Source organism: Oceanicaulis sp. (assembly GCF_965249665.1).
Classification (GTDB): Bacteria; Pseudomonadota; Alphaproteobacteria; order Caulobacterales; family Maricaulaceae; genus Oceanicaulis.
Window position 1 is genome coordinate 1,824,518 of the sequence record NZ_OZ252247.1, and the last position, 22,724, is coordinate 1,847,241.

Consider the following 22,724-nt stretch of genomic DNA (forward strand, 5'->3'; position numbering starts at 1 on the left):
AACACCCCGCGCCCGCCTAAGTGAGGCCATGACTGACGCCCTTCGTACGCCGCTCTCCGATCCTGTCCTGATGACGGTGAACGGCGCCCGCCTGATCGCGGATCCGTCCGGAGTGGCCTATTGGCCCGATGAAAGTGTATTGCTGGTCAGTGATTTGCACTTTGAGAAGGGCAGCGCCTATGCCGCGCGCGGCCAGCTCTTGCCGCCCTATGACACGCGCGCCACGCTCACTCGGCTCGCCTCAGCACTGGCGCTCTATCAACCGCGCTTGGTGGTGGCGCTTGGCGACAGCTTCCACGATCTGGGCGCAGACGGGCGTATGGCGCCGGCTGACGCTGACGCTCTGTCAACGCTCGTAGCGTCGGTGGAGGACTGGCTATGGATCGAGGGCAATCACGATCCCAAGCCGCCCGCCCGCTTTGGCGGCCGGGCCGGATTCGAGCTGTCGCTTGGGCCCTTGCATCTCCGCCATGAACCCCAACCGGGCGAGCGACCGGGCGAAGTGGCGGGGCATCTGCATCCTTGCGCCAAGATCAGTGGTCAGGGTCGCCGGGTGCGGCGGCGCTGTTTCGCAACCGATGGCGCGCGGCTGATTCTGCCCGCCTTCGGGGCCTATACGGGCGGGCTCAATGTCTGTGACGCTGCCTATGCGCCGCTCTTCAAGACGCGGCCTTACGCCTACATGCTCGGCCGCGAGCGGGTCTATGCCGTCAACGGCGCGAAGCTCTTGGGCGATTAGAGGCTGAAGGTGGGCGAGCTGCGCACGAACGCAGTCAGGCCCAGGCACAACACCGCCACCGCCGTCAGAAGGAAGCGCAGCGGCAAGTACCAGCGCGGGAAAGTGGCGCCGCGAATGGCGCTGCGGTCCCACAGGAACTGGATCACAAAGCCTGCGATCAGCACACTCCAGCCCGTCAGCTCGAGATCGATCGGCAGTCCGGGCCGGTTCCAAACCTGCATGACCACAGCGATCCAGCCGGCGAGGCTGATCATGATGGAGAGAAGCATGACCCCTGAGCGCGGCGAATCAGAGCGGATCACCAGCTCGCTCGACCAGCGGCCGCCCGCCAGAAACGACAAGATCACCGCGGCGTAGACAGGCAGGGCGGTGGCGGCCTGAAGCGCGGCCTGGCCGCCCACCATGACGCCCAGGGCGCCAGCGATGAAGGGCAGCAATCCGCCAAACCCCAAAATCAGAACCAGGGCGGGAGCTTCGCTAAGGCGTTGCATAAAAGGCCTCGTATCACAATTGAGCCGGTTTAACGGCGCTGGGTGACCGCCGCTGCGGTCCATCCGGCCAGCATGGCCAGCAGGACCGAGATCAAGGCGTACACGACCGGGCGGTTCTGGGCCAGATCATAGATCGTGCGTTCCACGCCCGCCTTGACCACCGTCAGTTCTGTGCGCCGGGTCGCGATGGGTTGTCCATCCCTGAACAGGTACACATCCGCGTTATACTGTCCCGTGGGCGTGGTGGGCGGCAAGACGACTCGCGCCCGGAACAATCCGGCCTCCAGAACTTCGACGCCGCCAGGCGCTTCGGCATAGAGCCCGCGCCGCGCCTTGTTGCGTACAAGAGCCGCGCGATACTCGACAATTTCACCGCCCAGATCGGTCACCAGCACGTCGCGCACGCCAAACAGGGTCTCGCGGCGAAGACTTTCGGGCGCGAACAGGCGCACATGATCCATGCCGATCTGATTGCGGCGCAAGGCGGAGAAGCTTGCAAACTCAGGCAGGGGCCGGGTGGAGGCGACGGCGTAATAGCCTGCAACGTCTTCAAAGCGCACCGGGGCGGCGTTGATCCAGATCCCCAGCACTCGGCGTTTGCGCATCACCCGCAGATCGCTTGCAGGCCCGCGCACCGCCACCACAATGTCATCGCCCTCCTCAAGGCCGATGGCCGCGCCATACAGCGTCAACTCGGCGCCCGCGAAGGTCGAGCGGATTTCGACCACATCCTCGGTCAGCGCGGCGGCGATCTGGGCAGGCGGCTGCACGCCTTCGGGCGGCGCCGCGTGCGCGCCAGCATTTGCAAGCGTCATCGCCAGAAGACAGAGAATCAGCGCCTGGGCGGTCATCACATTCCCCCGCGCGCTTGCATCAAAACAAACATGTCCACTGGCGTGCTGGTCAGGTCCCACAAGAGTTTCAGACAGACGCTGACCACCATCAGCGCCAGCAAAGCGCGTAATTCCTCCGCCGGAATCTTGCTGGTGAAACGCGCCCCGATCTGTGCGCCGACCACGCCGCCTACAATCAAGATGCCCGCCAGCACCATGTCCACGGTCTGGTTCTGCACCGCCTGCAGGAAGCTGGTCAGCGAGGCGACGAACAGGATCTGAAACAGAGAGGTGCCGATCACCACATTGGTGGGCATGCGCAACAGATAGATCATGGCGGGGACCATGACGAAGCCGCCGCCCACCCCCATCAGCGCCGCCAGCACGCCCACCAGAAAGCCGATGGCGATGGGTGGAATCACGCTCATATAAAGCCCGGAAACGCCGAAGCGGGTCTTGAAGGGCAGAGCGTCGATCAGGCCGCGCTTGCGGCGTTTGGGGCGGATCGGGCCGCCCGCGCTGCGGCGTCTGCGAATGGCGTTCACGCTTTCAACCAGCATCAAGCTGCCGATGACGCCCAGAAAACCCACATAGCAAAGCGAAATCACCAGATCGATCTGGCCAAGCCTTTGCAACAATCCAAACAGCTGTACGCCGGACACTGAGCCGACTATGCCGCCCGCCAGCAGCACCAGTCCCATTTTGACGTCCAGCGTTCTGCGCCTGAAATGGGCGAGTGCGCCGGAGACCGAGCTCGCCACGATCTGATTGGCCTGAGTGGACACCGCCACGGCCGGCGGAATGCCCAGAAAGATCAGGATCGGCGTCATCAGAAACCCGCCGCCAACGCCGAACAGGCCTGACAGGAAGCCCACGCCCAGACCCAGGCCAAGCAACAGCCAGAGGTTCAGGGAAATCTCGGCGATGGGCAGGTAGATCTGCACCGCCCCGCGCCTAGCCGGCGGCGGCTTGTTCAAGCCGTGAGATCAGCGTGCGGTCCACTTGATCTGACACCGTCAGGCCCTCGGCGCGACGGAAGCTGCGTATGGCGTCACGCGTGCGGGCGCCCATCATGCCGTCGGCAGGGCCAGGCTGATAGCCGAGCTGAGACAACAAGGCCTGGGTGCGGGCGATCTGGTCGGGGCTGGCGAGCGCGCCGACCTCCCAGGACTGAGGCGGATACTCGCCCTGCGCTTCAGGATTGCTGGCGCGTGGTGTGAAATTGCGTGCGACTGATTCTGCAGCGGCGCGTTGTTCAGGCGTCAGCATGGGGCGCAGTTCGGCGGCGGAATTACGCGCTTCCGCATCACCGGCGTTCGCAGCGATGGTGAACCAGGCATAGGCGTCCGCCGCACTTTCAGGAACGCCGAAGCCTTCCTTGAACAGCAGCGCAATATTCACCTGGCTGTCCACCAGCCCGTGCAGGGCGCCTTGTTCGAACCAGCGCGCCGCGATCGTTTGAAAGTCAGGCGTGGATTCCGCGTTAATGAACATGCCGCCAGCATCATGCATGGCCAGGACATTGCCGTTTTCTGCGGCGCGGGCCATCCAGTCTCTCGCCGAAGCGGGGTTGGCGGGCACGCCCTCGCCATTGGCCAGCATCAGGGCGAAGCGGCGTTGGGCGGCAGGCACGTCCTGTTCGGCGGCGCGGCGCATCAAGGCGGCGGCGTCGCTGAACCGGCCTTCGTCCAGTTGTTGCAGTGCCAGTTGATAGCGCGCCACGGCGTCGCCATTGGCGGCGGCGCTCTCAAGGCTGGGCGCCGGATCCACCGATGAACGCGGGGCAGGGGCTGCAGGGGGCGGTGTCTGGGCGGCGGGGGGCGGAGGGGTCGCTTCCTGCGCGTCAGGCGCCGCCGGCTCTGCTTGTGACGGGGAAGGCGGCGTAGTCACGGGCTCTGACGCTGCGCCCTCAGTGTCCGTGGCGCGCAGATCCGGCGCCGACGCCGCAGTTAAATCCGCCGGTTCCGAGAACAGGCTGGACAGGGTGGCGCTGGGGTCTGCATTCAAGGCTGAATCTTCAGGGCCGTTGATGGCCTCCATCACCAGCATGCCCGCCGCTGCTGCGACCGCCAGAAAGCCCAGCGCGCTGGCGCCCAGCAGCAAGGTGCGGTTGGAGCGGCGCTGCTCAGCTTCCACTGGCGGTGTCCAGCCCGCTTCGCCGCCGCGATTGGCGCGAACCTGTTTTCTGGCTTTGGCGAGGAAATCCGCATCCGCCGTCGCGCCTATGGCGGCCGGTTTGCGCGGCGCCGCGTCTGGCTGCGGCTCAGGTGCGCGGTGTTGGGGCGCCGGCTGCGGCTTGGGGGTCGGGGCGAGACCGGGGTCCGGCTCAGCGCGGGTGAAGGATGACGCGCGTGCGGGCTCCGCCTTGATGTCGAAATCATCATGGGCGGGCAGCGCGAAATCATCGTCTGCTTCGGTGTTGCTGACCCAGCTGTCAGGCGCTTCGGGCAGGGGTTTGCTGAAGTCGTCGATGGCGTCTGCGGCTTCGCGCACGATGGCTTTTGACGAATCCTTGTCTTTGGACTTGCCCTTGCGGCCCTCGATGGCTTCCAGCCGTTCGGCCAGCGCATTCATAGCCTTCTGGACCGGCGACAGCGCTTCGCTTGTATCCTGGCGCGCCTGGTCGAGCCGCTCGTGCAGGCCCGTCATGGCCTTATCGATGCGCTCCGCCGTGCGTTCTTCAGAGGCGCGGATACGGGTTTCAAGGTCTTGCTCGCCATTGGACGAGCGCGCGTGTTCTAGACGTTCTACAACCTGGGCCATGCGTTCGCCCGCTGCTTCGACCGCCTCGGCCGAGCGATGCTCGGCTTGCTGGACGCGGTCCGCCAAGTTTTCCCCAAGCCTCGCCACCTGTTCTCCAATCCGCCGCACGGCGACCGTGTTGTCTTGGCGAACCTTTTCAAGACGCGCTTCGAGATCGGAGCGGTCCTGCTTGGATTGGCGTTTGGCTTCGTCTTCGTCCAGGCGGCGCTGAAGGCGCTGCTCCGTCCGATCCAGTCGCTGATCCACGGCGCGGGCCATGCGCGCCACTTCACTACCTATGCGTTGCAAGGCGTCAGACTGGCGCTGTTCGGCGGCGCGAAGCCGGGCCTCGGCCTCCGCCAGTGCGCGCTCAAGTCGCGGACTGTCAGCGCTCTTTGAGACTTCGGCGATCTGACGCGCACATTCGCTGCGCGTTTCGCGGATCACATCCGCAACTTCGCGCGCCAGCGCATCAATGCGGCGTTGCACATCCTCGTCCTTGAGAGCCTGAGACTGGACGGTCTCAAGCTGGCGAAGACGATGATCAAGCTTTTCCTGCGATCCCGCCAGTGCTTCGGCGGCCCGCTGGGTGGCGCCTTCTGCGGAGATGATGCGGCTTTGCAGCGAACGTGAGGTGTCTTGCAGATCGCTGAGCAGAGACTGCGTGCGCTGGTCCCGTGTCTCCACCAGCTCTCGCAGGTCACGGGTCTCGCCGCTGAGCGTCTTTTCAGTGTCCTCCAGGCGCTGGCCGAGTTTTTCCAGCCCGCGCTCGGCGCTGTCGCGTCGGCGCTCTTCCTTGTGGGCGAGATTGTCGAGCTCGGAGCGGACATCGCGCTCGGTCTCGTAAAGCCGACCCGCCAGCTTGCCGACCGTGGTTTCGACCGATTTCAGCGCCGCCGGATCTGCGCCAGCGCCAGGCCCGGCGCGCTCCAGTCGGCGCACGCGTTCCAGAATTTCGTCCTGATGGGCGCGGGTGCGCTTGATGGCGTCCTGCGCCGTCTCGCCCTCTTCATCGACGCTGTCCTCAATCAGATCGAGGCGGCGCGAAATCGCGGTGACGGATTGATCGATATGAGAGAGCGCCTGGGTGGAGCGCCGTTCGGACGCTTCCATGCGGTCTGAGAGGCGCTGCACAAGTTCGGTCAGTTGGTCGTCATGACCGGGACCGCCGTCATCGCCGCCGCCAAATCCGGGAAAGCGTGACAGTTGATCATCCCAGTCCTTGGCGGTTTCAGAGACGCCGTCATCGAGAATGACGCGGTTCAGCCACTCGCCCAAAGTCATGCCTTCACGCCTCGCCGCTGATTTGGCGAGGGCGCGGGCGCGGGGATCAATCCCTTTCACACTCCAAGGCGCCACAGGCGGCATGCCGACTCATCTCCACTCTTCCATGGTCGACCCTATAGACGCGGTTAATATTGTGTAAACCAGTCAGGCAGGCGCCATATCTGGTATTCCACAAGGAATCACCGCCCACGAGGCGAACGCATGGACTCACACCTTAATCAAGAGCAGGTGATGCGGTTAACGCCTCGTAAATCTCTCTTAAACTGGAGAGAATCGTTTCAGCGGTCGGTTTCGACATGGGGCAGCCAGTGTGGCGCCAGGTCTGACATGCGAGCTTCCAGCGTATCGGCCTCCGCCAGAGGCGAGGCTTCGACGGGCCGAGGCAGTTGACGGCCCAGGTCAAAAAGCGACCAGGCCGGCCCCGGCGCGCCCGCCGCGAGATAGCGTTGCCCCAGATGCCAATAGGGGTCAGGCGCAAAAGGATCCATGATCAAAGATTCCGCGAGCAATTGCGCCGGATCCAGATCGGGCCGCGCCTGCAACCCGACCCGGCCCCAGGCGATCAGGGCGTTTGCGGTCAGCAAGCGGGCGGCGGCTCCGGCATGGCCTTCACGCTCAATAAAGGGCGCGAAGCGTTCGACTGCGAGGGCTGGATTATTGCGTTGCATCGCATCAAGTCCAGCGGCGAGCGCTTGAAAGCTGTCGTCCTGACGGCCTGCCAGAGCGAGCGCGCTTGCATAGGCGCAAGTCAGCCGGGCGCTGCCGATCGAGGCTTCCGGGCAGGGGCCGAAATGATGGGTTTCCTGAATTTGAACCAGCAAAGCGCCGGCAAAATCACCTTCTTCCTGAAGGCGCTGGCTTTCTTCAAAAAAGTCGGCCGTATCCGGCCCGGCTCCATAAACACCGTCCAGCGTGTCGGTCGCTGCGGTCAGCACGGCGTGCAGCCGGTCTGCGCCGGCATAAACCGGCTCGCTGTCTAGCGGCATGGGCGGCATGACAGGTTCTGGCGCGTCGATTTCTGAAGTCCGGGTCCAGCGCTCCAGACGCCCGGCCGGGCTGTCGGGGCTGTAAACCACGAATGAAAACGCGCAGGGGAAGCGGGCGTCTGCAGACAGGCGATCCATAATGTCTGGATGAATCGGAGCCACATAGGGCAGCCAGGCCAGCGCGCTGGGGGCGTGCTCGGGCCCGATCGCAGGCGCGTCGCAACGCGTACCCTCCGCCCCATAATCAGCGCTGAAAACGACTTGATCGTTATAAAGGGCGATGAAGCCGGTCGGCGTATCGGTTACCGCAAGCGTTCCGGTCTGGCTCGCCACACCGGTCGCCGCTTCCAGCCAGACCCGATCAAACGTGCCGGCATTGCCAAAGCTGATCACATCCCGACGGCCGCCCTCGCTCAACGCCACATAGATGTCGAGATGACGGCGCGCTTCTGCGTAAAGGCTGGTGCGGACGACAATGTCCTGATCCGCCGCCCGGGCGAACAGGGCGCCTTGGGACATGTCGAGCCACATCTGACTGTCCGCTTGCGTGACCCAGCTGGCCCAGTCACGACCATAGCGCGCCACGCGCGTTTGATCATTAAGAGTGTCGATCGAGCTGGTGCGCGATGTTTCGACCCGCCAGGCGGCGTGTATTTCGTCAAGAGTTTCGTGCAAATCCGGCGCAGTCTGAGCGCCCGCAGCGGGTGTCAGAAGAAGGCAGGCGGCGAACGCAAACAGGCGCATTTGCAAATCCTTGGCCGAGACGTCGGCGAGTCTGCTTCAGTTAAGCGCCAAATCAATCGAGGAATGCGGCGCGGTCAAGGCGCCAGTGAGACAAGGTTGAGAGTGTCACATGCAAGCCAACAGATTGACGTTGACGTTCACGTCAAGCGGCATACACTCACTCCCATGACAGATGCTGTGATCCCAGAGGCCGATCTTTCCATCCGCGAAATTGCGGAGAAGTTCGACGTCACGCCTCGCACCTTGCGGTTTTACGAGCAGAAAGGCCTGCTCAATCCCAAGCGGCGGGGCGGATCGCGTTGGTATACGCCCGGTGATGTGGCGCGTTTGTCGCTGATACTGCGCGGCCGCCGCGTGGGGTTTTCCCTCGAAGAGATCGGCGAAATGCTCGACCTCGAAGCGCTGGCCACACGCTCTCATGAAACCTTGTCGCGCAATCTGGGGCGTTTTCGCGCCCGAATCGCCGCGCTTGAACAGCAGCGCAATGATATTGAAGATGCGCTGGCGGAATTGAATGCGGGCTGCGCCTGGCTGGAAGAACGCCTGGCGGACCGAGAGCCTTCTGAAGACATCAAACGGCGCGCCGCCGCGTTTGAGGCGCTGGCGTCTGCACGTTTGACCCAATGGTCAGGGCATCCGCCCGATGACCCCACATGACGCTTTCGCGAAGAGACCGTAACAGGACTCGACGCGCGCTGGCCGACATGGCCCCATGCCTATAACCCCCTCGTTCCACACGGAGACGGTTCAAATGCCCGATTACAAGGCCCCAAATCGCGATCAGACGTTCGTCCTGAACGAGCTGCTCAACGTCCAGCAATACAGTGACATTCCCGGCTTCGCAGACGCGTCCGAGGACATCGTCAACGCCATTCTCGAAGAGGGCGGCAAGTTCTGCGAAGGCGTTCTGCACCCCCTCAACAAGGTCGGCGACCATGAAGGCTGTTCCCTGAAAGACGGCGTCGTGACCACGCCGACTGGCTTCAAGGACGCCTATGACCAGATGACCGAAGCGGGCTGGACGGCTTTGTCTGCGCCCGCGGAATTCGGCGGTCAGGCTCTGCCGCATTATCTCAATCTCGCCTTCAACGAGATGGTGACCAGCTGCAACATGGCGTTCGGCATGTATCCGGGCCTGACCAATGGCGCGGCGCAAGCCTTGCTGGTGGGCGGCAGCCAGGAGCAGAAAGACCTTTACCTGCCGAAAATGTTCTCCGGCGAATGGTCGGGCACCATGAACCTGACCGAGCCCCATTGCGGCACCGATCTGGGTCTGCTGCGCACCAAGGCGGTTCCGAACGGCGACGGCAGCTACAAAATTTCCGGCCAGAAAATCTGGATCTCCGCCGGCGAGCACGAGATGAGCGGCAATATCGTTCACCTGGTGCTGGCGCGGGTCGAGGGCGCGCCGCAGGGCGTCAAAGGCATCTCCCTGTTCGTGGTGCCGAAATACCTGCCGGACGCGGACGGCAATCCGGGCGAGCGCAACACGCTTCAGTGCGGCGGCCTGGAAGAGAAGATGGGCATTCACGGCAACGCCACTTGCGTCATGAATTATGACGAGGCCAAGGGCTGGCTCGTGGGCGAAGAGAACAAGGGCCTCAAGATCATGTTCGTCATGATGAACGAGGCGCGTCTGGGCGTGGGTCTGCAGGGCCTGGGCCTGGCGGAGACCGCCTACCAATACTCGCTGGCCTTCGCCAAAGACCGCATCCAGGGGCGCTCGCTGACCGGGCCCAAGAACCCTGACGGGCCTGCCGATCCGATCATCGTGCACCCTGATGTGCGCCGCATGCTGATGGACCAGAAAGTGTTTGTGGAAGGCGCGCGCGCCTTCACCTACTGGACGGCGCTGCAGGGCGATCTCGAGCACAAGGCGACCGACGATGCCGTGCGCGAAAAGGCGGGCGACTACATGGCGCTGCTGACCCCGATCGTGAAAGGCTATCTGACCGACAAGGGCTATGACAGCGTCTCCACCGGTCTGCAGGTCCATGGCGGCTCGGGCTTTACCCGCGAATGGGGCATTGAGCAGCTGCTGCGCGATGCGCGGATCACCTTGATCTATGAAGGCACCAACGGCGTTCAGGCGCTCGACCTGGTGGGCCGCAAGCTGGCCATGGCCGGCATGCGTCCGATCAACACCTTCTTTGGCGAGCTGGACGAGTTCATCGCCGAAAATCAGGGCGACGCCGATCTGAAGATCTATGTGGACGGTCTGGCCGATGTGAAGGCCAAGCTCCAGAAAGCCACCAACTGGCTGGTCGAGAAAGGTCTTGAGAATTTCGACAATGCCGGGGCCGCTTCGACCGATTACATGCATCTCTTCGGTTTGACCTGCTTTGCCTATATGTGGGCGAAAATGGCCAAAGTGGCCGCTGGCAAGAAAGACGACAGCGACCCGATTTACGCCACCAAGCTGGTCACGGCGAAATACTTCGTCGAGCGCTGGCTGCCCCAGGCGGACACGCATCTGGCCCGGATCGAAACCGGCGCCGAGACCATGATGACGCTTAAAGCCGAAGCGTTCTGAGACGGATCATGAAAGCCCTCCGCCCCGCTGGCGGGGGGCTTTTATGCAAGAAAGACTTGGGAGGAAGACATCAATGACGGCGCAAGTTCTAAACGTGCCAAAGCCGGAATGGCTGGACCAGGAAGACGTGAATATTTTCGACGGGGCCGTGCGCGGTTTCATCGAGAAGGAATGCCTGCCTCATGGCGACCGCTGGGAGAAAGAAGGCTCGGTGGACCGGGAGGTCTGGACCAAGGCGGGAGAAAACGGCCTTCTGTGTCCGGCGGCGCCTGAAGAATATGGCGGCGCGGGCGGCGACTGGCGCCATGACTACGCCTTCCACATGGCGGTCGCTGAGATGGGCGTGGATGGCTGGGGCGCCAGCCTGCACAATTCCATCGTTGCGCCTTATGTCTGGCATTACGGCACCGAAGAGCAGAAAAAACGCCTGCTGCCCAAGCTGGTCTCGGGCGAGTATGTCGGCGCCATCGCAATGACCGAGCCGGGCGCCGGATCTGATCTTCAGGGCATCAAGACCACAGCCGTGAAAGACGGCAATGGCTACAAGATCAACGGCTCGAAAACCTTCATCACCAATGGCGGCATGGCGAATTTCATCGTCGTGGTGGCCAAGACCGATCCCAAGGGCGGCGCCAAGGGCACCTCTTTGTTCCTGGTCGAGACAGACGGGCTGGACGGCTTCCGCCGGGGCCGCAATCTCGACAAGGTCGGCATGAAGTCCCAGGACACCGCCGAGCTGTTCTTTGAGGACATGAAGGTTCCCGCCGAAGCGCTGCTGGGCGAGGAAGAGGGGCAGGGCTTCTTCCAGCTCATGGAGCAATTGCCGCAAGAGCGCCTTCAGATCGCGGTTCAGGCTGTGGGGATGATGAAGCGTGCGCTTCATGAAACCATCACCTACGTCAAGGAACGCCAGGCGTTCGGCAAGCCGGTGATCGGCTTTCAGAACACCCAGTTCAAGCTGGCGGAGCTCAAATCCAAGGCGACCATCGCCGAGGTCTTTGTCCAGCATTGTTCCGATCTTCTGATCAAGGGCCAGCTCGACGCCGCGACCGCGTCCATGGCGAAATACTGGTGCACCGACATCCAGTGCGAGTTGATTGACGAATGCGTGCAGTTGCACGGCGGCTACGGTTTCATGAACGAATACCCGATCGCCCGCATGTGGCGGGACTCACGGGTGCAGCGCATTTATGGCGGCACCAACGAGATCATGAAGCTCTTGATCGCGCGGACGCTCTAGGTGATCGCGCGGCGTGTCATACTCTGTGCGGCGAGCGTCCTGCTCGCCGCCTGCACGCCGGACACGGCGGAACCGGAGGCGGCCCCGTCCGAGCCGTCTTCGGTTCGCGCCTATTTTGAACAAACCTTCTCCGGGCAATGGGGCCTTGACGCCTCGTGCCCGCAAGAGGGGATGTTCCGCCTCTCGCCAGAGCGCCTCGAGCTTTACGAGCGCTCTTGCGAGGTCCTCAATCTGACCCGGGACGGCGACCGGATCGCCGCTCGCACCCGGTGCCAGGCCGAAGGCCAGCTGATGGCGGACAACACGCACATGCTCACACCCGTCAGTGAAGACACCCTCAGCGTGTCGGACGGGCATTACGAATGGATACGCCACGCTTGCGGCGCGGCTTACCCCTCAACCCAGGGAGGATCCCTTTATGACTGACGCTTATATTTATGACGCCACGCGGACACCGCGCGGCAAAGGCAAGAAGAATGGCTCGCTGCACGAAATCACCGCGCTGCAGCTCGCCACCCAGCAGCTTGAGGCGATCCGTGATCGCAACAATCTCGACACGTCCTTTGTGGACGATGTGGTGCTGGGCTGCGTGTCGCCGGTAGGCGAGCAGGGCGCCGACATCGCTCGCGCCGCCGCGCTGAATGCGAACTATGCCGAGACCGCGTCAGGATTTCAGGTCAACCGCTTCTGCGCCTCGGGTCTGGAAGCTGTGAACCTCGCGGCTGCGAAAGTCATGTCCGGCGAGGCTGATCTCGCCATTGGCGGCGGCGTGGAAGCCATGTCGCGCGTGCCGATGGGCTCTGATGGCGGCGCCATGGCGGTCGACCCGGAAATGGCGTTTGACCATTATTTCGTGCCTCAGGGCGTGTCTGCGGACCTGATCGCCACCAAGTACGGCTATTCCCGCGACGATGTGGACGCCTATGCGATCGAATCCCAGAACCGCGCCGAGCAGGCCTGGAAAGAGCGCCGCTTCGACAAATCTGTCGTGCCGGTGAAAAACCAGCTGGGCCTGACCCAGCTTGACCATGATGAGCATATGCGCCCCGGCACCGACATGCAGTCGCTGGCGAGCCTCAAGCCGTCCTTTAAGGATCTGTCGGCGTTTGTGGGCCTCGATAAGGTCGCGATGCAGAAATACCCCGACATCGAGAAGATTAATTTCGTCCACCATGCCGGCAATTCCTCGGGCATCGTGGACGGCGCCGCCGCCATCCTCGTCGGCTCCAAGGAAATGGGCGAAAAGCTCGGCCTTAAGCCGCGCGCCCGCATCCGCGCCATGGCGTCCACCGGCTCCGAGCCGACCATCATGCTGACCGGCCCGGCGCCGTCTGCGCGCAAGGCGCTCGCCAAAGCCGGCATGAGCCCGTCCGATATTGACCTGTTTGAGATGAACGAGGCGTTCGCCTCGGTCGTGCTGCGCTTCATGGAAGATCTGGGCGTTGAGCACTCCAAGACCAATGTGAACGGCGGCGCCATCGCCATGGGCCACCCGCTGGGCGCCACCGGCGCGATGATCCTCGGGACCGTGCTTGACGAGCTGGAACGCACCGGCAAGTCCACCGGCCTCGCCACGCTCTGCGTCGGCGGCGGTATGGGCACGGCGACCATCATCGAGCGCGTTTAATTATCGAGATTTGAGGCACTATCCATGACCTACACGCATTTCAAATTCGAGGTGGATGGCGACGGCATCGCGCTCATCACCTTTGACTCGCCCAACGTTTCCATGAACGTTCTGTCCAACGCTGTGATGCAGGAGATGGGGCAGATCGTCGAAAAGATCAGCTCTGACGACGCCATCAAGGGCGCGGTCATCACGTCGGGCAAAAAAGCTTTCTGCGCCGGCGCCGACCTGTCCGAGCTGGGCGGCGGCATGGCCGACCTCAAGGGCATGTCCGAAGAGGACGCCAAGGCGAAACTGTTTGAGACCGCCTATCGCCTCAACCAGTCCCTGCGCAATCTTGAAACCTGCGGCAAGCCCATCGCAGCGGCCATCAACGGTCTGGCGCTGGGCGGCGGCTTTGAAGTCACGCTCGCTTGCCATTACCGCGTCATGGCGAACGATACGGGCGCCAAGCTCGGCTTGCCTGAAGCCCTTGTCGGCGTTCTTCCGGGCGGCGGCGGCACCCAGCGTTTGCCGCGTTTGATCGGCGTGATGAACGCCGCTCCGATCATGCTGCAGGGCAAACAGCTCGACGCTGAAAAAGCCAAGCAGCAAGGCGTGGTGAACGAGATCGCCCCGCTGTCAGAGATCGTGGCCAAGGCCAAGGAACTGGTCAAAGCCGATCCGATGGGCGGCAAGCAGCCCTGGGACCAGGACAAGTTCAAAATCCCCGGCGGCGGCCCCTACCATCCCGCCGGCCTTCAGGTCTTCATGGGGGCATCCCCGATGCTGCTCAAGGAAACCTACGGCAACTACCCGGCCCAGCGTTACATCCTGTCCTGCGTCTATGAAGGCCTGCAGGTGCCGATGGACGCCGCCTTGCGCATCGAGAGCCGCTATTTCACCAAGCTGCTCATGCGCCCGGAAAGCCGGAACATGATCCGCTCGCTCTTCCTGTCCAAGCAGGCGCTTGAAAAAGGCGCTCGTCGTCCGGCAGGCGAAGAGAAAGCCGAGATCAAGAAGATCGCCGTTATCGGCGCGGGCTTCATGGGCGCGGGCATCGCCACCGTGTCGGCTCAGGCCGGCATTGAAGTGGTGCTGATTGACGTCAACCAGGAAGGCGCGGACAAGGGCAAGGCCCATGTGGCGGCGCACTTCGCCAAGGGCGTCAAGCGCGGCAAGCTCACTCAGGACGCGGCGGACGCGAAGACCAATCTGGTCACCGCGACCACCGATTACTCGCTTCTGAAAGACGTCGATCTGGTGGTCGAAGCGGTGTTTGAGAACTCCGAACTCAAGCACAAGATCACCAAGGCGGCTGAAGAGCATATGCCGAAGGACGCGATCTTTGGCTCGAACACCTCGACCATTCCGATCTCTTCTCTGGCCGAGGCCTCCTCGCGTCCGGAGAACTTCATCGGCGTTCACTTCTTCTCGCCAGTCGAGAAGATGATGTTGGTCGAGCTGATCGTGGGCGAGAAAACCGGCGGTCGCGCCATCTCGCTGTGCCTGGATTTCGTGGCGAAGATCAAGAAGACTCCGATCGTCGTCGCCGACACCCGCGGCTTCTACGCCAATCGCTGCGTCATGCGGTATATCGAGCAGGGCATGTACCTGCTGACCGAAGGCGTGAAGCCGGCCCTGATCGAGAACGCGGCCAAGATGGCCGGCATGCCGGTCGGCCCGCTCTCTTTGCAGGACGAAGTGGCGATTGATCTTGGCTACAAGGTGCTTCAGCAGACCAAGAAGGATCTTGGCGACGCGTTTGAAGACACCCCGAACGCAGAAGTCATCGAGAAGATGTACGAGCTGGGCCGCTATGGCCGCAAGAACCAGAAGGGCTTCTACGTCTATACCGACGAAGGCAAGTCGCTCTGGGACGAGCTCGATCAGTTCGCTCCGAACGGCAAGCTGCTCGACGAGCAGCCGGACGTGCAGGAAATCAAAGATCGCATCCTCTACGCCCAGGCCATCGAAGCGGCCCGGACGATGGAAGAAGAGATCGTGGCTGACCCGCGCGAAGCCGATGTCGGCTCTATCCTCGCCTGGGGCTTTGCGCCCTATACCGGCGGTGTGCTGAGCTATATCGACACCATCGGCGCCAAAGCCTTTGTGGAACGCGCGGATGCGCTGAAAGCGAAATACGGCAAGCCGTTTGAAGTGCCCGCCCTGCTGCGCGACATGGCCAGCAAAGGCGAGACCTTCTATGGCCGCTTCGCCCCGGCGAAAGCTGCGTAAGTCAGGTCACAGACCGAACTGAAAAGGCCGGGCGTTTCGCCCGGCCTTTTTATTGTTAGCGCACCCGCCAATTTTAGAGAGCTGATCGTGCTGACATGCGCCTTCATGACTGATCTTTCTCGGAACGCGGCGGCTGTGTGTGCGTTGCTTTAGGACAAGCAACAGCAAAGAAGGAGGATCCCAATGGCCTCCCATCACACCACCGAGACCGCACCTGCCGATAATCAGGCGTTTTCTGAAGCGTTTGACGAAACGAAATCTGAGGACCGCAAGGGTCAGCTTCGTCCCGACGACGCCAAGATGGGTGACCAGACCGTACCTGTTGATCAGGCTTTGGATGGCGGACGCGGCGAGCGCTTTGGCGAAAAGGTGGCTCAGGATTCCGCCGGTCGCCTGGGGGCGCGTGAAGACGTGGTCGAGCGTGTGGCTGACGCGGATCGCGAGAACACGCCGAAAAAACCCGATCAAAGCGAAGACGAGAAAGACGACAAGCTGGATGAGGCGCTGGACGACACGTTTCCGGCCTCTGACCCTCCGCCCATCCGACCGGGAGAGGGGTAATTGACAGCGTGTCGCGGACAAAGGAGCACGATGTGAATACACCATCGCAGACGTCGACATCCAAGACTGAAGAATCGCTCGACCAAGAGGCCCAGCGCCGCCGTGAAGCCGGCGCAGACGCAGCCCGGGCCGACGAACTTCCCAATCCCGGCCCCTCCGAACACGCGTCCGAGGATGATGATTGAGGCTTGCTATAACAGGGCCGACGGAGCGCGCATGACGCACACCCCGTCGGCCCTGAGCCTTGATAGCGCCATGTGCTTGCAGTGAAGGCGTTTGGCTACCTTTTGAAACATTGCGAATATTCCGTTTATTAACATATTTGTTAACCAAAGTGCTTGAGTAAAAATCGCGCTATTGTTTAAATGTGAGGGTCGGATAAAGGTGCTGACTTGAGTAGACTTTGTTTGCTTTCAAGTTCAACATCATCCGATATGTCAGGCTTCCCTCGGTCCTGACGGGCGGCTTCCCCTCAGCTGCCGCCCAACTTCCGGCCTCTCCCCTGGGGGCCGACAGCCTGGTGTGCTCGGCCACTGGCCTTGCCACGCTCCAGCGCTTCCATCGCCCGCCGCCCCGCATCATCCTGCGGGGCCGGGCGATGGGTCAGCGCCCCCCGTATCCCTGAGAATTGTTTCGGAGTGTCGCCTATCGTGCAGCGGCCGATGGCGCGTGACGCGCGGATAAGATGACAAACCCATAGAGGGGCTATAATACGGTCGCATTGCCACACACCCTTTCCCGTAAGGAAACACATGGACCGGATCGACGCGCTTCGCCTCTTCGCTGCTGTGGCGGAACTGGAAAGCTTCACCCGCGCGGCTGAACGGCTCGGGATGACGGCGGGCGCCGCCTCCAAGCAGATTTCGGCGTTGGAAGACCGCATGCAGGCGCGCCTGCTGGAGCGGACGACGCGGTCGGTCCGTCTCACAGATGCCGGGCGCGCCCTGCTCGAGCGGGTCGGGCCCTGGTTGGCTGAATATGACGCCATCGAGAACGGCCTGGTGGCCGAGCAGGCCGCGGCGGCAGGCGTTTTGCGGATTTCGGCGCCAGTGGATTTCGGGTCCTCGCGCCTCATCCAGCCGATCACGGAATTCATGACGCAATGGCCAGGCGTCGAGGTGCGGCTCGAGTTCTCAGACCGTATGGTCGATCTGGTGGATGAAGGCTTTGATCTGGGCGTCCGCATTGGTCAGCTGGGCGATTCCAGCCTGATTGCGCGACGGCTCGCGCCAGCGCCGCTCAAACTCGTGGCCAGCCCGGCCTATCTTGCAGCGGCCGGCGCGCCAAAGCATCCCAATGACCTCGCGCAGCATGACTGCATTATCGACCGCAACAAATCCGCTCCCAATCAGTGGCGGTTTCAGCGCGGGGATGACGCTGTCGAGGTGAAAGTGTCCGGCCGGTTGACGCTTCATGGCGCCCGGGCGGCGGTCTGCGCGGCGGCGAATGGCGCGGGCATCGCCTCCTTGCCGGCCTGGGCGGCGCATACCTCCCTGGACGATGGCAGCGTGGTCGAGATCTTGCCGGACTGGGCGCCGGACCATCGCGATCTGTGGGCGGTCTTCCCGTCCAACCGCTTTCTCGCCCACCGGGTCCGTTTGCTGGTCGATCATCTGGTGGACTGGTTCTCGGACGGGCTCTAATCCAGAAAGCCCTTTAGTCGTTCCGCCAGCGCCGTTCGGTCCTTCATCTCGCACTCCCAGATCACCAGCGCCCGCCAGCCTTGATCGTCCAGCGCTTGCAGGCTCGCGGCGTCCCGGCTGACATTGCGCCCGATCTTGGCGCGCCAATAGTCGGCGTTGGTCTTGGGTTGGCGTGATCCGCGCTTGCAATCATGGCCGTGCCAGAAACAGCCATGGACGAAGATGGCTTTCTTCCTGCCCACAAAAACGAGGTCCGGCGATCCCGGCAGGTCCTTGCGATGCAGTCGGAAGCGATAGCCCAAAGCATGCGCCAGGCGGCGCACGATCATTTCAGGCTTGGTGTCCTTGCTCTTGACGGTTTGCATCACCCGCGAGCGCTCTTCAGGGCTGAAGACATCGTGGGGTGAGCGCGACATCTTTACTCCGCAGGTTCGCTCGCACTCAGCACCGCCCGGGCGTGTTCCAGGATCGGTTCGAACAGGCCTTCGCGCAGAAACGCCACCACCGGCGCGGCGACGCCGTCACCCGCCAAATGCAGGCCTGCGCTTTCGCGCTGGGGCAGGGTGTAGTCATCGGGCAATCCCATGAGCCGGGCATATTCGCGCGCCGTCATCGGCCGGGTGCGGACCCGGCCGGAGCGGACGGAGACAATGAATTGACGCGATGAGCCGCCGCCGGGCGTGCGCAAGCATCCCGCCAGCCCGTCAAAGCGGACCTCGGCGCGTTGCTTGCGTTCACCTTTTTCGATCCGGGTCCGGCGATAGAGCGCCCCGATCATCGGGGTGTCTGACTGGCGCGCCGCCTTGAGCTTGGCGGTGTTGGCCGGGCTCATCATGGCGAGCAGACGCTTGGTCTCTTCAGGGCTATGCCACGGCGTGCGCCGGCTCGGCTCGATCAGATCGCCCAACACCTGGTTTGGCAGGGGCGGCACGGGCAGGGCCCACCACAGCCAGTTGGCTTTCAGGGCGTCCGGCAGGCGCTCTGCGGCGCGACGCACGGCGCGGGTGTGGAAGGGGGAAATCCCGTCCGGCGCATCCTCCAGCACCAGCTCGTCTGGGATGGGAATATCCTTGCGCAGGGCCACCACGAACAGGCGCGGGCGCGATTGCGGGACAAACCAGCGCGCGTCGATCTCCAGGGCTCCGACCCGGTAGCCGCCTTCGTCCAGGGTTCGGCACAGGGCTTCAAAATCGGCGCCGTCTGAACAGGTCAGAAGTCCGGTGACGTTTTCCAATGCGATCAGTTTTGGACCCCGGCCTTCCGCGTTGAGCGCCTCGATCAAACGCCAGAACCCGTAAAACACCCCCGAGCGCTCGCCCGCCAGACCGTTGCGGTTTCCCGCCAGAGACAAATCCTGACAGGGAAAACTGGCCCAGGCGAGATCAGCTTCGCCCGGAAGATCAGCGGCGTTCAGCGCACAAACATCCCCCTGGTGGAAATGCTCATCGCCGAAATTGGCGCGATAGGCCTTCGCCTTGTCGGTGTCGATATCGTTGGCGAACCGGCAGCGCCAATGCGCGCCCAGGCCCAGGCGCGCCATCCCGCCGCCACAGAAGAACTCGTAATAGCCGTATCGGGAATCACTGCGCATGGTCTCCAGCATACAGGCTTGGCCCTTGGAGCGAAGCCGGACTGGGCGCTAAACTGCGCCGCAATCGTCAGGGGCTTGGCCCATATGCGCCAGGAGCAATATCATGAAACCTGTCCAATTCCGGCTCGTCGGCCTCTGCGGTCTCGCCCTGCTTCTCTCAGCGTGCGCCCAGACATCGCAGTCCGATCTTTCGCCCGTTGCTGGTTTCGCCCCATCGACAGAGGATGCTGCGGCGCCGTCGCCTTCACTGGCGCCGTCTGAGCGACCGGATGATATTCCGCGCTCCGGCTACCAGATCGACGGCGCCGGGTTCTATGGGGACTTGCATTATCTCGAAGAGGGCAACCGGGTCCGCGCGGCTTACGCCCATGCGGTAGAGGGGGAGGTGACCCGTCATGCCGATTTGCGCCCGGAAGCAGCCTGGCTTCACGATGGCGTGCGACGCTTTGAAGGCCAGGACGAAGACGGCTTGTCGATGACCGTTGAGCTGGAGGCGGGCGTCTGCCGGGTGAACGGCCGGGTCTATGCACGCTTCGCCCGGATTGAGGCGGCCGGCGGCTCTTATGAGGGCTGCGCCGCTGAGATCGGCCCGCATGTGAGCTGGAGCGAAGCCCTGCCGCGTTATCTGCCCCTGATCCGCACCTGCCTTGACGAAAGCCGGGCGTCATCCATGACGTTTGTGCGCGGTGCAGGCCGCGCGCAGGTGCTGCATGTGTCAGATCAGGGCGAAACGCCCGTCGTCCGGATGCGTTTTGGTGAGTCTGGGCGCTGGGATTGCGTGCTTGAGAACGACGCTGCGCGCTGGCGCGTTGTGGCTGAGACGGCGCCGCTTCAGCCTGGCGAAGCGGATCCTTTCTTTATCATGGATGCCGTGCCGGAGGCCGGAGAGGCCTGCGCCGTGTATGAGCGCGTGCGTTCAGAGGGCGGCGAAGTTCTGGGCGCGCTGGGATATGATGTGTGTCAGTCCGGCCCTGTCGCTTTGCTGCGGCCCGGACCCCGATAAGTCTCTCATACCAGTGATGTCTGGCGCACGCCCAACGACTCGCGGCACAAGGACGCTATGATGATACGGCTTCTTACTGCATCGGCTCTGGCCGCTTTGTGCTGCACCACCGCTCAGGCGGAGCTGCGCGATGTCTCGCTGCTTCAGTCAGAGGGGCGGACCCAGCTTTGGCTGGCTTTTGATACGCAGCCGCAGAGCGTTGAAATTCAGCCTGGATCCGGGCTCGTCCTGCATGTGGACGGGGTCAGTCTCGACCAGTCGCGCCAGATCGAACCGGCTGTCCGCGGACCGGTTTCGACCCTGGCGCTGAGCCAGGCGCCCAATGGCGTGTCGATTTCAATGTCCGGCGCCTTTTCCGGCGGTCAGGCCGAAGTGCGAGAGGGCGGCGTGCTGGTCACGCTGACAGGCGTCACCGGACAGTCTGCGCCGATCCGTCGCTCACCGCCGCGCACGCCCGCCAGCGAGCAGGGCGCAGTGCCCGGCCCGACCCCTTTATCAGCGTCAGAGCCTGGTGAAACTTCGTCTTCTTCTACGCCGTCCCAGGCCTCTGGGACTTCCGATCAGCACAGCGCCGGCAGCGCCCGCGACGCCGCGTCCGCACCGCAGGATCTGGCCTCCGAACCCGCGTCGCCGGGCTCGGCCGCCGGCACGCAAGCGCAGATGCGCGCGCTGGGCGGTGACCTGGTGATTGATGAAAGCGTCTGTCCGGACAGCGCCGCCCGTCTGGTGGATGCGCCTTGGGATTTGAACCTTCTTTCCACCCATGCTGACTGTCTGGTCAGCCTGGGCGACAGCGAAAGCGCCGTCGCGCTTTATCAGCGCGTTCTGGCGTTTGATCCGCGCCATTTTCAGGCAGCGCTTGGCTTGGCGCGCATTCTGAGCGATCAAAATGATCATCAGGCAGCAGCGGAGCTGTTTGAAACCGCCGCTGGCGCGGCGCGCACCGATGGGCAAGCCGTACAGGCGCGCATGGCTGCACGTCGAGCGCGGGAGTTGGCGGGGTCGGGCGGAAACTGATCTGGCGCCGGGGCTCTAAAACACCAGATCCGGCTGCGTCTTCGATTGCAGCTGCTTGAGCTGTTCCGGCGATACCGGCGCCAGCCTGCGTGTCTCAAGATCCAGCATGCAGGCCACGGCTTCCATGCTCCATAACGGCTTGCCGGAGACCGGATCGAGCGCCCAGTGAATAAGGGTGCGCACCTTGTCCGTTACTGATTTCAGTCCGGAGCGCAGCACATAGCCTTCGCCTTGGGCGGGGAAATGACGGAAATTCAGACGCGCCTCCAAAACGGCGCTGGCGACGGTGAGCGGCTCGCCCCTGGCGAACGCCTGCCATTGCTCGGGAAATCCGTCGCTGAAATGAATGACGCTGTCTGAGACCTTGCCGATGCCAAACTCGGCCCGCATGCGTCCAAAGGCGTCCAGCTCGTCGCGATTGATGCGGCCGCGTCCGATCTCCTGGAGGCCTAGCGCATTCGCCGCAGCAACCGACAGCGCCGCGCTGGGCGGCGTATCGCTCAGGCTGCGCGGGGTCATCAGTGCGGGGCGTTCCACCTCGTTCAGGCTGAGCGCCTTGAGGCTGCGCACGGGCCAGTTGAACGCCCGGCCCGTGGCGGCGGCGCAATGTTCGGCGCGAATTTCAAAAGTGGCGGCCGGCGTGTCGCTGGCCGCGTGATACAGGATCATGGCCACGGTCAGGCTGGCGCCGTCATGGCTGGTCACCCCGCCTGAAATCCGTAACGGCGCCCCCGGGCGCGCTTCGGCGAGAAAGCGTATGACGATGTCGCGCGGGATCAAGGTGGCGGTGGCGTCCGGGGCGAAAGCGAGATGCATGCCCAGCCGGTCCGCAAGCCCGGCCAGCGCTTCTTGCGCCTTGGCCATGTAAAAGCGGACATTGAGATGGCCCAGCTCGTCACATTCCCAAGAATTTGCGTTGCCGCGCCACAAAATCTGCATTCGCCGGGCTCCCTGATGATGGATGGACAGGCTAGGGCGCTTCGCGCGATCTGTCAGGCGCTGGGGAGAGGTCGCGCGGTCGGGGTCAGCTCACACACTTTCGGCACTGGCCATAGTGCTCAATGACGCTGCGGGTGATGGCAAAGCCTTCAGGCGTATCCATCACAGGGCGATGCATATGACGCTCGTCCACAGTGCCGCATGCTTCACAGATGAACAGCTCGGCGGAGCCGGTGCACGGGTCGTGTTCGTCGCCGTTCAGACACGCCGTGTAAGCGTTCAAGGCTTCAAGTTTGTGGGCCAACCCGGCGCGGGTGAGAAAGTCGAGCGCGCGATAAACAGTTGGGGGCTGGGCGACGCCACCGGGTTTGAGCGCGGATAACAGATCATAGGCTTTCACTGGCCCGCCTGCCTCCAAAAGCAATTCCAGAACCCGCCGACGCACGGGCGTCAGCGACAGGCCGCGTTCGGCGCAAAACCGTTCTGCGGCGTCAAGCGTTTGAATCGCATTGGTCATGGTTTCATCCTAAC

At 63.1% G+C, this 22,724-nt stretch carries 21 protein-coding genes; 12 read left to right on the top strand and 9 right to left on the bottom strand.

The genetic code is table 11. From position 1 onward, the window contains the following. Window positions 1-28: 28 nt before the first annotated feature. Window positions 29-739, top strand: a complete 711-nt coding sequence (pdeM, locus tag ACP154_RS08790) for a ligase-associated DNA damage response endonuclease PdeM (RefSeq protein ID WP_421859839.1) — start codon at window positions 29-31, stop codon at window positions 737-739. Here pdeM and ACP154_RS08795 read toward each other — a convergent pair. From ACP154_RS08795 to ACP154_RS08815, 5 genes are all read right to left on the bottom strand, one after another. After that, complete coding sequence (locus ACP154_RS08795) at window positions 736-1,230, bottom strand: DUF3429 domain-containing protein (RefSeq protein ID WP_166643790.1); 495 nt, start codon at window positions 1,228-1,230, stop codon at window positions 736-738. The genes pdeM and ACP154_RS08795 overlap by 4 nt on opposite strands. A 29-nt stretch (window positions 1,231-1,259) precedes the next feature. Next, window positions 1,260-2,081: a TIGR02186 family protein gene (locus ACP154_RS08800; protein WP_421859837.1), complete on the bottom strand. Its 822-nt coding sequence runs from the start codon at window positions 2,079-2,081 to the stop codon at window positions 1,260-1,262. Further along, window positions 2,081-3,007, bottom strand: coding sequence for a sulfite exporter TauE/SafE family protein (locus ACP154_RS08805; protein WP_421859835.1), 927 nt, complete (start codon window positions 3,005-3,007; stop codon window positions 2,081-2,083). The genes ACP154_RS08800 and ACP154_RS08805 overlap by 1 nt, the downstream gene beginning before the upstream one ends. Window positions 3,008-3,017: 10 nt before the next feature. Then, entirely contained in the window at window positions 3,018-6,173 is a 3,156-nt protein-coding gene (locus tag ACP154_RS08810) for a peptidoglycan-binding protein (RefSeq protein ID WP_424993779.1), read from the bottom strand. 197 nt (window positions 6,174-6,370) lie between these two features. Next, window positions 6,371-7,822, bottom strand: coding sequence for a hypothetical protein (locus tag ACP154_RS08815; RefSeq protein ID WP_421859831.1), 1,452 nt, complete (start codon window positions 7,820-7,822; stop codon window positions 6,371-6,373). Window positions 7,823-7,987: 165 nt separating this feature from the next. On the opposite strand from ACP154_RS08815, the gene ACP154_RS08820 reads away from it, so the two are divergent. From ACP154_RS08820 to ACP154_RS08860, 9 genes are all read left to right on the top strand, one after another. Continuing rightward, window positions 7,988-8,479 (top strand): MerR family transcriptional regulator, encoded by a 492-nt coding sequence (locus ACP154_RS08820; RefSeq protein WP_133724980.1) that lies wholly within the window; start codon window positions 7,988-7,990, stop codon window positions 8,477-8,479. Between the two features lie 94 nt (window positions 8,480-8,573). Continuing rightward, window positions 8,574-10,355 (top strand): acyl-CoA dehydrogenase C-terminal domain-containing protein, encoded by a 1,782-nt coding sequence (locus tag ACP154_RS08825; protein ID WP_421859829.1) that lies wholly within the window; start codon window positions 8,574-8,576, stop codon window positions 10,353-10,355. A 73-nt stretch (window positions 10,356-10,428) separates the two neighbouring features. Next, window positions 10,429-11,595 carry an acyl-CoA dehydrogenase family protein gene (locus ACP154_RS08830; protein WP_421859827.1) on the top strand — a complete coding sequence of 389 codons (1,167 nt, stop codon included), beginning with the start codon at window positions 10,429-10,431 and terminating at the stop codon, window positions 11,593-11,595. After that, entirely contained in the window at window positions 11,596-12,021 is a 426-nt protein-coding gene (locus ACP154_RS08835; protein ID WP_133724983.1) for a hypothetical protein, read from the top strand. Beyond that, window positions 12,014-13,222, top strand: a complete 1,209-nt coding sequence (locus ACP154_RS08840; RefSeq protein WP_421859825.1) for an acetyl-CoA C-acetyltransferase — start codon at window positions 12,014-12,016, stop codon at window positions 13,220-13,222. The genes ACP154_RS08835 and ACP154_RS08840 overlap by 8 nt, the downstream gene beginning before the upstream one ends. Window positions 13,223-13,246: 24 nt before the next feature. Continuing rightward, on the top strand, window positions 13,247-15,439 hold the full coding sequence (locus ACP154_RS08845) for a 3-hydroxyacyl-CoA dehydrogenase NAD-binding domain-containing protein (protein WP_421859824.1): 2,193 nt from the start codon (window positions 13,247-13,249) through the stop codon (window positions 15,437-15,439). A 183-nt stretch (window positions 15,440-15,622) separates the two neighbouring features. Beyond that, entirely contained in the window at window positions 15,623-16,000 is a 378-nt protein-coding gene (locus tag ACP154_RS08850) for a hypothetical protein (protein WP_421859822.1), read from the top strand. A gap of 32 nt (window positions 16,001-16,032) precedes the next feature. Next, a complete protein-coding gene (locus tag ACP154_RS08855; RefSeq protein ID WP_421859820.1) occupies window positions 16,033-16,185 on the top strand; it encodes a hypothetical protein in 153 nt (50 codons plus the stop codon). 567 nt (window positions 16,186-16,752) lie between these two features. Next, window positions 16,753-17,643, top strand: coding sequence for a LysR family transcriptional regulator (locus ACP154_RS08860; RefSeq protein ID WP_107712638.1), 891 nt, complete (start codon window positions 16,753-16,755; stop codon window positions 17,641-17,643). Here the strand turns inward: ACP154_RS08860 and ACP154_RS08865 are convergent. Then, window positions 17,640-18,059 (bottom strand): very short patch repair endonuclease, encoded by a 420-nt coding sequence (locus tag ACP154_RS08865; RefSeq protein WP_421859818.1) that lies wholly within the window; start codon window positions 18,057-18,059, stop codon window positions 17,640-17,642. The genes ACP154_RS08860 and ACP154_RS08865 overlap by 4 nt on opposite strands. A gap of 2 nt (window positions 18,060-18,061) precedes the next feature. Continuing rightward, window positions 18,062-19,234 carry a DNA cytosine methyltransferase gene (locus ACP154_RS08870; protein ID WP_421859816.1) on the bottom strand — a complete coding sequence of 391 codons (1,173 nt, stop codon included), beginning with the start codon at window positions 19,232-19,234 and terminating at the stop codon, window positions 18,062-18,064. 103 nt (window positions 19,235-19,337) lie between these two features. On the opposite strand from ACP154_RS08870, the gene ACP154_RS08875 reads away from it, so the two are divergent. Then, a complete protein-coding gene (locus ACP154_RS08875; RefSeq protein WP_421859814.1) occupies window positions 19,338-20,237 on the top strand; it encodes a hypothetical protein in 900 nt (299 codons plus the stop codon). 60 nt (window positions 20,238-20,297) lie between these two features. Next, window positions 20,298-21,254, top strand: coding sequence for a tetratricopeptide repeat protein (locus tag ACP154_RS08880; protein WP_421859812.1), 957 nt, complete (start codon window positions 20,298-20,300; stop codon window positions 21,252-21,254). 15 nt (window positions 21,255-21,269) lie between these two features. On the opposite strand, the gene ACP154_RS08885 is transcribed toward ACP154_RS08880, so the two are convergent. Beyond that, on the bottom strand, window positions 21,270-22,193 hold the full coding sequence (locus ACP154_RS08885; RefSeq protein ID WP_421859810.1) for a thioesterase family protein: 924 nt from the start codon (window positions 22,191-22,193) through the stop codon (window positions 21,270-21,272). An 85-nt stretch (window positions 22,194-22,278) separates the two neighbouring features. Continuing rightward, the gene (locus ACP154_RS08890) at window positions 22,279-22,710 is read right to left on the bottom strand and encodes a transcriptional repressor (RefSeq protein ID WP_107712644.1); all 432 of its coding nucleotides are present in this window, start codon (window positions 22,708-22,710) and stop codon (window positions 22,279-22,281) included. Between the last annotated feature and the right edge of the window lie 14 nt (window positions 22,711-22,724).

Coding starts and splice junctions, on each gene's coding strand:
- ACP154_RS08810 (WP_424993779.1), bottom strand. CDS start 6,173: ATGCCGCCTGTGGCGCCTTGGAGTGTGAAAGGGATTGATCCCCGCGCC.
- ACP154_RS08890 (WP_107712644.1), bottom strand. CDS start 22,710: ATGACCAATGCGATTCAAACGCTTGACGCCGCAGAACGGTTTTGCGCC.
- ACP154_RS08800 (WP_421859837.1), bottom strand. CDS start 2,081: ATGACCGCCCAGGCGCTGATTCTCTGTCTTCTGGCGATGACGCTTGCA.
- ACP154_RS08830 (WP_421859827.1), top strand. CDS start 10,429: ATGACGGCGCAAGTTCTAAACGTGCCAAAGCCGGAATGGCTGGACCAG.
- ACP154_RS08825 (WP_421859829.1), top strand. CDS start 8,574: ATGCCCGATTACAAGGCCCCAAATCGCGATCAGACGTTCGTCCTGAAC.
- ACP154_RS08840 (WP_421859825.1), top strand. CDS start 12,014: ATGACTGACGCTTATATTTATGACGCCACGCGGACACCGCGCGGCAAA.
- ACP154_RS08880 (WP_421859812.1), top strand. CDS start 20,298: ATGATACGGCTTCTTACTGCATCGGCTCTGGCCGCTTTGTGCTGCACC.
- ACP154_RS08885 (WP_421859810.1), bottom strand. CDS start 22,193: ATGCAGATTTTGTGGCGCGGCAACGCAAATTCTTGGGAATGTGACGAG.
- ACP154_RS08795 (WP_166643790.1), bottom strand. CDS start 1,230: ATGCAACGCCTTAGCGAAGCTCCCGCCCTGGTTCTGATTTTGGGGTTT.
- ACP154_RS08850 (WP_421859822.1), top strand. CDS start 15,623: ATGGCCTCCCATCACACCACCGAGACCGCACCTGCCGATAATCAGGCG.
- ACP154_RS08865 (WP_421859818.1), bottom strand. CDS start 18,059: ATGTCGCGCTCACCCCACGATGTCTTCAGCCCTGAAGAGCGCTCGCGG.
- ACP154_RS08820 (WP_133724980.1), top strand. CDS start 7,988: ATGACAGATGCTGTGATCCCAGAGGCCGATCTTTCCATCCGCGAAATT.
- ACP154_RS08875 (WP_421859814.1), top strand. CDS start 19,338: ATGAAACCTGTCCAATTCCGGCTCGTCGGCCTCTGCGGTCTCGCCCTG.
- ACP154_RS08815 (WP_421859831.1), bottom strand. CDS start 7,822: ATGCGCCTGTTTGCGTTCGCCGCCTGCCTTCTTCTGACACCCGCTGCG.
- ACP154_RS08860 (WP_107712638.1), top strand. CDS start 16,753: ATGGACCGGATCGACGCGCTTCGCCTCTTCGCTGCTGTGGCGGAACTG.
- pdeM (WP_421859839.1), top strand. CDS start 29: ATGACTGACGCCCTTCGTACGCCGCTCTCCGATCCTGTCCTGATGACG.
- ACP154_RS08845 (WP_421859824.1), top strand. CDS start 13,247: ATGACCTACACGCATTTCAAATTCGAGGTGGATGGCGACGGCATCGCG.
- ACP154_RS08870 (WP_421859816.1), bottom strand. CDS start 19,234: ATGCGCAGTGATTCCCGATACGGCTATTACGAGTTCTTCTGTGGCGGC.